Raw genomic sequence first — 2,891 nt, 5'->3', positions numbered from 1 at the left:
CAAGGAATTTCGCTACCTTAGGATGGTTATAGTTACCACCGCCGTTTACTGGCGCTTAAGTTCTCAGCTTCGCCAACCCGAAAGTCAGCTAACCGGTCCCCTTAACGTTCCAGCACCGGGCAGGCGTCAGTCCGTATACATCGCCTTACGGCTTCGCACGGACCTGTGTTTTTAGTAAACAGTCGCTTCTCGCTGGTCTCTGCGGCCACCCCCAGCTCACACTGTAAAAGTGATCACCAGGTGTGGCCCCCCTTCTCCCGAAGTTACGGGGGCATTTTGCCGAGTTCCTTAACCATAGTTCACCCGAACGCCTCGGTATTCTCTACCAGACCACCTGAGTCGGTTTAGGGTACGGGCCGCCATGAAACTCGCTAGAGGCTTTTCTCGACAGCATAGGATCATCCACTTCACCACAATCGGCTCGGCATCAGGTCTCAGGCACAAGTTGCACGGATTTACCTGCACAACGCCCTACACCCTTACCCCGGGACAACCACCGCCCGGGATGGACTACCTTCCTGCGTCACCCCATCACTCACCTACTACCAGCCTGGGTCACCGGCTCCACCACTCCCCTCAACTCCGAAGAGATCAGGGCGGCTTCACGGGCTTAGCATCACTGGATTCAATGTTTGACGCTTCACAGCGGGTACCGGAATATCAACCGGTTATCCATCGACTACGCCTGTCGGCCTCGCCTTAGGTCCCGACTTACCCTGGGCAGATCAGCTTGACCCAGGAACCCTTAGTCAATCGGCGCACACGTTTCTCACGTGTGAATCGCTACTCATGCCTGCATTCTCACTCGTGAACCGTCCACCACTCGCTTCCGCGGCAGCTTCACCCGGCACACGACGCTCCCCTACCCATCACAACACCCGTTAAGGCTTCACGCTGCAATGACACGACTTCGGCGGTACGCTTGAGCCCCGCTACATTGTCGGCGCGGAATCACTAGACCAGTGAGCTATTACGCACTCTTTCAAGGGTGGCTGCTTCTAAGCCAACCTCCTGGTTGTCTCTGCGACTCCACATCCTTTCCCACTTAGCGTACGCTTAGGGGCCTTAGTCGATGCTCTGGGCTGTTTCCCTCTCGACCATGGAGCTTATCCCCCACAGTCTCACTGCCGTGCTCTCACTTACCGGCATTCGGAGTTTGGCTAAGGTCAGTAACCCGGTAAGGCCCATCGCCTATCCAGTGCTCTACCTCCGGCAAGAAACACACGACGCTGCACCTAAATGCATTTCGGGGAGAACCAGCTATCACGGAGTTTGATTGGCCTTTCACCCCTAACCACAGGTCATCCCCCAGGTTTTCAACCCTGGTGGGTTCGGTCCTCCACGACCTCTTACAGCCGCTTCAACCTGCCCATGGCTTCACTCCGCTTCGGGTCTTGAGCGTGCTACTCCACCGCCCTGTTCGGACTCGCTTTCGCTACGGCTTCCCCACACGGGTTAACCTCGCAACACACCGCAAACTCGCAGGCTCATTCTTCAAAAGGCACGCAGTCACGACGCAAGGACAAGTCCTCGCGCGACGCTCCCACGGCTTGTAGGCACACGGTTTCAGGTACTATTTCACTCCGCTCCCGCGGTACTTTTCACCATTCCCTCACGGTACTATCCGCTATCGGTCACCAGGGAATATTTAGGCTTAGCGGGTGGTCCCGCCAGATTCACACAGGATTTCTCGGGCCCCGTGCTACTTGGGAAAAATTCAAGTGAGCCGCCAGTGTTTCAGCTACGGGGGTCTTACCCTCTACGCCGGACCTTTCGCATGTCCTTCGCCTACACAGGCGGTTTCTGACTCACCTCACGGCCGGCAGACCGTGAAAGAAAAATCCCACAACCCCGTACACGCAACCCCTGCCGGGTATCACACACATACGGTTTGGCCTCATCCGGTTTCGCTCGCCACTACTCCCGGAATCACGGTTGTTTTCTCTTCCTGCGGGTACTGAGATGTTTCACTTCCCCGCGTTCCCTCCACACTGCCTATACATTCAGCAGCGGGTGACAGCCCATGACGACTGCCGGGTTTCCCCATTCGGACACCCCCGGATCAAAGCTCGGTTGACAGCTCCCCGGGGCCTATCGCGGCCTCCCACGTCCTTCATCGGTTCCTGGTACCAAGGCATCCACCGTGCGCCCTTAAAAACTTGGCCACAGATGCTCGCGTCCACTGTGCAGTTCTCAAACAACGACCAACCACCCATCACCCCAAGACCAAAGTCTCAAGTTCACTGGGGCCGGCAAGAAGGCAAGCCAAAACGGCCGTACCCTCAGACACCCAACAACGTGCCCGACACCCACAGTCCTTCTGGTCCCGCGTTCCACGCCGAAGCAGTACTAGCGACCCAAGAAGACCTGAGAGTGCCGAATAGTCAACGTTCCACCCATGAGCTAACCACCGTCGAACATTCGCCGACGTCATGGCTCTGGACCCCACCGGCCGAAACCGAAAGGGTCAGATGCTCCTTAGAAAGGAGGTGATCCAGCCGCACCTTCCGGTACGGCTACCTTGTTACGACTTCGTCCCAATCGCTGGTCCCACCTTCGACAGCTCCCTCCCACAAGGGGTTGGGCCACCGGCTTCGGGTGTTACCGACTTTCGTGACGTGACGGGCGGTGTGTACAAGGCCCGGGAACGTATTCACCGCAGCAATGCTGATCTGCGATTACTAGCAACTCCGACTTCATGGGGTCGAGTTGCAGACCCCAATCCGAACTGAGACCGGCTTTTTGAGATTCGCTCCACCTCACGGTATCGCAGCTCATTGTACCGGCCATTGTAGCACGTGTGCAGCCCAAGACATAAGGGGCATGATGACTTGACGTCGTCCCCACCTTCCTCCGAGTTGACCCCGGCGGTCTCCCGTGAGTCCCCAACA

Annotated in this window: 1 rRNA gene and 1 other annotated feature (both running past the window's edge); the gene reads right to left on the bottom strand. The window is 57.3% G+C overall.

Annotated features, from left to right (window positions below):
- Window positions 1-2,165: ribosomal RNA gene (locus SSBG_RS26670) — 23S ribosomal RNA — on the bottom strand; it reaches 878 nt to the left of the window's first position.
- A gap of 317 nt (window positions 2,166-2,482) precedes the next feature.
- Window positions 2,483-2,891 (bottom strand) — a sequence feature (mutual gap in cmsearch alignment for this rRNA model is longer than 100); it runs 1,079 nt beyond the window's last position.

Source organism: Streptomyces sp. SPB074, assembly GCF_000154905.1.
Taxonomy (GTDB): Bacteria; Actinomycetota; Actinomycetes; order Streptomycetales; family Streptomycetaceae; genus Streptomyces.
The sequence above is the reverse complement of the archived record's forward strand: the minus strand, read 5'-3'. Positions and strand labels throughout refer to the sequence as shown.